Annotated in this window: 5 protein-coding genes; all 5 read left to right on the forward strand. The window is 70.3% G+C overall.

The window, feature by feature from the left end; translation table 11 throughout:
• The first annotated feature begins 193 nt into the window (after positions 1–193).
• A complete protein-coding gene (locus tag QH283_RS04595; protein ID WP_280501764.1) occupies positions 194–1963 on the forward strand; it encodes a bifunctional 3-(3-hydroxy-phenyl)propionate/3-hydroxycinnamic acid hydroxylase in 1770 nt (589 codons plus the stop codon).
• Positions 1960–2820 carry an alpha/beta fold hydrolase gene (locus QH283_RS04600; protein ID WP_280501765.1) on the forward strand — a complete coding sequence of 287 codons (861 nt, stop codon included), beginning with the start codon at positions 1960–1962 and terminating at the stop codon, positions 2818–2820. Before QH283_RS04595 ends, QH283_RS04600 begins: the two co-directional genes overlap by 4 nt.
• Positions 2821–2850: 30 nt before the next feature.
• Positions 2851–3798: a 3-carboxyethylcatechol 2,3-dioxygenase gene (locus QH283_RS04605; RefSeq protein ID WP_280501766.1), complete on the forward strand. Its 948-nt coding sequence runs from the start codon at positions 2851–2853 to the stop codon at positions 3796–3798.
• Positions 3795–4604: a 2-keto-4-pentenoate hydratase gene (locus QH283_RS04610; protein WP_280501767.1), complete on the forward strand. Its 810-nt coding sequence runs from the start codon at positions 3795–3797 to the stop codon at positions 4602–4604. Before QH283_RS04605 ends, QH283_RS04610 begins: the two co-directional genes overlap by 4 nt.
• Positions 4605–5338, forward strand: a 734-nt coding sequence (locus tag QH283_RS04615) for an acetaldehyde dehydrogenase (acetylating) (RefSeq protein WP_280501768.1), incomplete at its 3' end; no start/stop codon positions are given.

Consider the following 5338-nt stretch of genomic DNA (forward strand, 5'->3'; position numbering starts at 1 on the left):
GGTCGTTTCGATTTCTCTACCCAATGCACGTCGAGGATATTGACGGTCCCCCGGCGATCGTCTGGTATATCGGCGGCGGCGGGCTGCGTGGACATCGCGCGGGCAGCGGGGCCGGAACACCTTTCCAGGCGTTTTCCGACCCGTGAGAAGGGTCGATTGACCTGGGCGTACGCCGGCCGGTCGGATAGCCGCCATGGAGACACAGTCCGTGAACAACGCTGCGTCGAGCGAGGTCGTCATCGTCGGCGCGGGACCCACCGGTCTGATGCTGGCGAACATTCTCGGCGGCTACGGCCGGTCGGTCACCGTGCTGGAGGCCATGGACCGGCTCATCGACTATCCGCGCGGCGTCGGGCTCGACGACGAGTCGTTCCGCACCATCCAGACCGTCGGCCTGGTGGACGCGGTGCGCCCGCACACCAGCCCGCAGCACATCATGCGGCTGGTCAACGGCGCGGGCAAGGTCGTGCTGGTCAACGATCCGCACACCGACGAGTTCGGGTGGGCGCGCAAGCACGCGTTCATCCAGCCGGAGGTCGACCGGGCCCTGTACGAGGGCCTGACCCGCTTCCCCCATGTGCGGGTGCTGTTCGGGCACCGGGTCGAAGAGGTCGTCGAGGATTCCGGTTCGGTCACCGCGATCGCGCTGGTCACCGGCGAGGACGGGGAGGTGGCCGAGCGCCGCTTCCAGGCGCGCTATCTGGTCGGCTGCGAGGGCGGCAAGTCGCCGACCCGCAAGCGGCTGGGCGTGACGTTCGACGGCGAGTCCCCGCCGACCCGCTGGCTGGTCGTGGACGTGGCCAACGATCCGCTCGGCACCCCGAACGTCTTCCTCGGCGCCGACCCCAAGCGACCCTACGTCTCGATCGGCCTGCCGCACGCGGTGCGCCGCTGGGAGTTCATGCTGCACGACGGCGAGAGCGAGGAGCAGGTCACCGAGCAGGCGTTCGTGGACGCCCTGCTCGCCGATCACGTGCCGGATCCCGCTGACCTCCAGGTGATCCGCCGCCGGGTGTTCACCCACCACGGCCGGGTCGCCTCCAGTTTCCGCAAGGGCCGTCAGCTCGTCGCGGGCGACGCCGCGCACCTGATGCCGGTGTGGATGGGCCAGGGCTGGAACTCCGGCATGCGCGACGCCACCAATCTCGGCTGGAAGCTGGCGGCCGTGCTCTCCGGTCAGGCCGAGGACACGCTGCTGGACACCTATACCACCGAGCGCAGGGACCATGCCAAGGCCATGGTCGAGCTGTCGCTGACCTTCGGCAAGTACATCAAGATCACCAACCCGGCGCTGGCGCTGGCCCGGGACGCCGTCAGCTCGGTGCTCAACCTGTTCCCCCAGGTGAAGAGCTACTTCGCGGAGATGCGGTTCAAGCCGATGCCGCGCTACACCGAAGGTGTGCTGGCCGACCCGACGACGCGCGAATCCGGCCGCGCCCGTCCCGAACTGACCAGCGGGCTGGTGCCGGTGCGGACGGCGAACACCAAGGTCTCGCCGGTGGGCGTGCAGTTCCCGCAGCCGCGCGTCAACACCGCCGGGGCGGAGAATGTGTTGCTCGACGACGCCATCGGCAACTGGTGGTCGGTCATCGTCTGGGGCAACAGCCCCAAGGACGTGCTGCCCGAGGAGTCGCTGGCCACGCTGCGCGCCCTCGGCGCCCGGCTGGTCGCGGTGGTCCCGGAGACCCAGCGCGCCTGGGCCGAGACCTACATGGACCCCGACGTGCTCGTCCTCGGCGACCACACCGGACGGATGAAGCAGTGGTTCGACGACCGGCCCACCCCGCTGGTGTTCGTGCGCCCCGACCGGTTCGTCGCCGGCGCGTGCCTGACCCAGCACGCGCCGGAAACCCTCGACGCCATCCTGCGGGCGATGTCGTTCACCGGCCGCACCGCCGACGCGATCACCGCCTCCGAACCGCTCGCCGCCCGCAACTGCCCCACAGGAGCCCTCTCGTCATGACCACGGCCATCCCCGCCTACACCACCGACGCCTTCTTCGGCCTCGAGGACAAGTGGATCGAGACCGCCCCCGGCGAGCTCACCCACTACCACGAGCTCGGCGCGGGCACTCCCGTGCTGTTCCTGCACGGCTCGGGCACCGGCGTCACCGCCGCCGCCAACTGGTGGCTGAACCTGCCGGTCCTCGCCGAGAACGCCCGCTGCATCGCCATCGACTCGATCGGCTACGGCCAGACGATCGTCGCCGACGGCACCGCCTACGGCATCAAGGAGTGGGTGCGCCACGCGGTGCGGGTGCTCGATGCCCTCGGCATCGAGAAGACCTGGATCGTGGGCAACTCGCTGGGCGGCTGGCTGGCCTTCCAGTTCGCCATCGACTTCCCCGAGCGGCTGCTCGGCATCGTGTCCATGGGCACCGGCGGCGCGAAGCTGACCGGCGCGCTGGCCGGGCACTCGAACCCGACCCTCACCCCGGCGGGCATCCGCAAGACCCTCGAGCTGTTCGTGGTGGACAAGTCGCTGGTCACCGACGAGCTGGTGGAGCTGCGCTACCGGTCCGCGCTCAACGACACCGCGAGCGACCGGCTCGCCGAGGTGGTCGCCGCCCGCGATCGCGACCGCATCGAGCTGCCGCTCGACTTCGAGGTGCTGTCGCGGCTCGAGCTGCCGGTGCTGCTCATCCACGGCGTGCAGGACGCGGTGATCCCGGTGTCGCGCACCTGGGAACTGTTGAACGTGATCCCCGGCGCGGACGCGCACATCTTCAGCCGGTGCGGGCACTGGTCGCAGGTGGAGCGCGCCGACGACTTCAACGAGGTCGTGGCGCGGTTTCTCGCCGCGCACGGCGCGTCCCGCTGAGCCCGGCGCGGTGAGAAAGGAGTTCCGGTCATGACACAGGCGCTGGTGTGCATGTCGCACAGTCCGCTGCTCGGTCGCACCCACCCGCCCGCGGAGGTGGTCGCCGCCGTGGACGCCGCCTTCGAGCAGGTGCGGGCGTTCGTGCGCGATTTCGATCCCGATGTCGTCGTCAACTTCGGCCCCGACCACTACAACGGCTTCTTCTACGATCTGATGCCGCCGTACTGCATCGGCCTGGCCGCGCACGGCGTCGGCGACTACGGCTCGTTCTCCGGCGAGCTGAACGTGCCCTACGCGACCTCGGAAGCGTTGGCGCAGCACGTGATCGACCGTGGCGTCGATGTGGCCATCTCGCGGCGGATGCAGGTCGACCACGGCGCGGTGCAGCCGATGGAGATCATCTACGGCGATGTGGCGGCCAAGCCGGTCGTCCCGGTCTTCGTCAACTCGGTGGCCAGGCCGTTCGTGGCCATGTCGCGCATCAGGGCGTTCGGCGCGGCCATCGGCAGCTTCTTCCGGGAGACCGATCAGCGGGTGCTGTTCCTCGGCTCCGGCGGGCTCTCGCACGATCCGCCGGTCCCCCGCCTGGACACCGCCTCCGACGCCCAGCGCGAATTCCTCACCGCCGGACGCAATCCCACCCCGGAGTTCCGCGCCGCGCGCGAGGAGAACACCACCAGGACCGCGATCGCCTTCGCCGCGGGCGAGGCCGACATCATGGACCTCAACCCGGCATGGGACCTGGCGTTCCTGGATGTGTGCCGGTCGGGCCGGGTCGAGGACTTCGACGCCTACACCGCCGACGGCATGGACGCCGAGGCCGGGCACTCCTCGCACGAGGTGCGCACCTGGGTCGCGGCCTACTCCGCGCTGCGCGCCTGCGGCGAGTACCGCGTCGGCTACGAGTTCTACCGCCCCATCAAGGAATACATCGCCGGCTTCGGCGTCACCACCGCGACACTGCGACGGGAACAATGACCACACACATCTCCGTGCCCCCGGCCGCCATCGGCTCCGCGGCGCAGCGGCTCGAGCGCGCCTTCGCCGAGCGCACGCCGTGCGAGCCGGTGCGCGACCTGCTCGGCACCGACGACATCGCCGCCGCCTACGCGGTGCAGCAGCGCCTGGTGCAGGCCCGCCTCGACGCGGACGCGATCATCACCGGCCGCAAGATCGGCCTGACCTCCCCCGCCGTGCAGGCCCAGCTCGGCGTGGACCAGCCGGACTTCGGCGTGCTCTTCGCCGACATGGACGTCTCCGCGCTCGACGAGGTGCCCAGCGCCCGGCTGTTGCAGCCGAAAGCGGAGGCGGAGATCGCCTTCCGGCTCGGCGCCGACCTGGCCGAGGGCGAACTGGATCTCGCGCAGGTGCGCGCGGCCGTCTCCGGTGTGGTCGCCGCGCTCGAGATCGTCGACTCCCGGGTCGCGGGCTGGGACATCACCATCACCGACACCGTGGCCGACAACGCCTCCTCCGGCCTGTACGTGCTGGGCGAGCGGTGGTTCACCCTCGACGAGGTGGAGCCACGCGAGGTCACCATGCGCATGTTCGTCGACGACCAGCTGGTCTCCAGCGGCGACGGCGCGGCCTGCCTCGGTGATCCGCTGATCGCGCTGGCCTGGCTGGCGCGCACCGCCCGCGAGTACGGGCAGCCGCTGCGGGCCGGGCAAGTCGTGCTCTCCGGCGCGCTTGGCCCGATGGCGCCCACCCCGCCCGGCACCGTCGTCCGCGCCGAGCTGAGCACGCTCGGCACCGTCACCGCGCGATTCTCGAAGGACAGGTAGATGACCAGCAAGACCAAGGTCGCGATCATCGGCTCGGGCAATATCGGCACCGACCTGATGATCAAGGTGATCCGCAATTCCGACGTCCTGGCGATGGGCGCGATGGTCGGCATCGACCCGGAATCCGACGGCCTGGCCCGCGCGGCCCGGCTGAAGGTGCCCACCACCGCCGAGGGCGTGCAGGGGCTCATCGCCATGGACGGCTTCGACGACATCGAGATCGTCTTCGACGCCACCTCCGCCAAGGCGCACGAGGCCAACGCGGCGGCGCTGGCCCCCTACGGCAAGCTGCTGGTGGACCTGACCCCCGCCGCCATCGGCCCGTTCGTGGTGCCGGTGGTCAATCTCGAGCAGCAGCTCGCGGCGGGCGCGAACAACCTGAACATGGTGACCTGCGGCGGTCAGGCGACCATCCCGATGGTGGCGGCGATCTCCGCGGTCACCCCGGTCGCCTACGCCGAGATCGTCGCCTCCATCGCCTCGAAGTCGGCGGGCCCCGGCACCCGCGCCAATATCGACGAATTCACCGAGACCACCTCGCACGCCATCGAGCAGGTCGGCGGGGCGGCGCGCGGCAAGGCCGTCATCATCCTGAATCCGGCCGAGCCGCCGATGCTCATGCGCGACACCGTGTTCGCGTTGATCGGCGAGGCCGACCACGACGCGGTGCGCGCCGCGGTGCTGGCGATGGTGGACCGGGTCGCGGAGTTAGTGCCCCGCGACCGCCGCAAGCC

This window comes from Nocardia farcinica, from assembly GCF_029867845.1.
Taxonomy (GTDB): Bacteria; Actinomycetota; Actinomycetes; order Mycobacteriales; family Mycobacteriaceae; genus Nocardia; species Nocardia farcinica_A.

Excerpts from the sequence above, each read along its gene's own strand:
- QH283_RS04595 (WP_280501764.1), top strand. The coding sequence starts at position 194 with ATGGAGACACAGTCCGTGAACAACGCTGCGTCGAGCGAGGTCGTCATC.
- QH283_RS04600 (WP_280501765.1), top strand. The coding sequence starts at position 1,960 with ATGACCACGGCCATCCCCGCCTACACCACCGACGCCTTCTTCGGCCTC.
- QH283_RS04605 (WP_280501766.1), top strand. The coding sequence starts at position 2,851 with ATGACACAGGCGCTGGTGTGCATGTCGCACAGTCCGCTGCTCGGTCGC.
- QH283_RS04610 (WP_280501767.1), top strand. The coding sequence starts at position 3,795 with ATGACCACACACATCTCCGTGCCCCCGGCCGCCATCGGCTCCGCGGCG.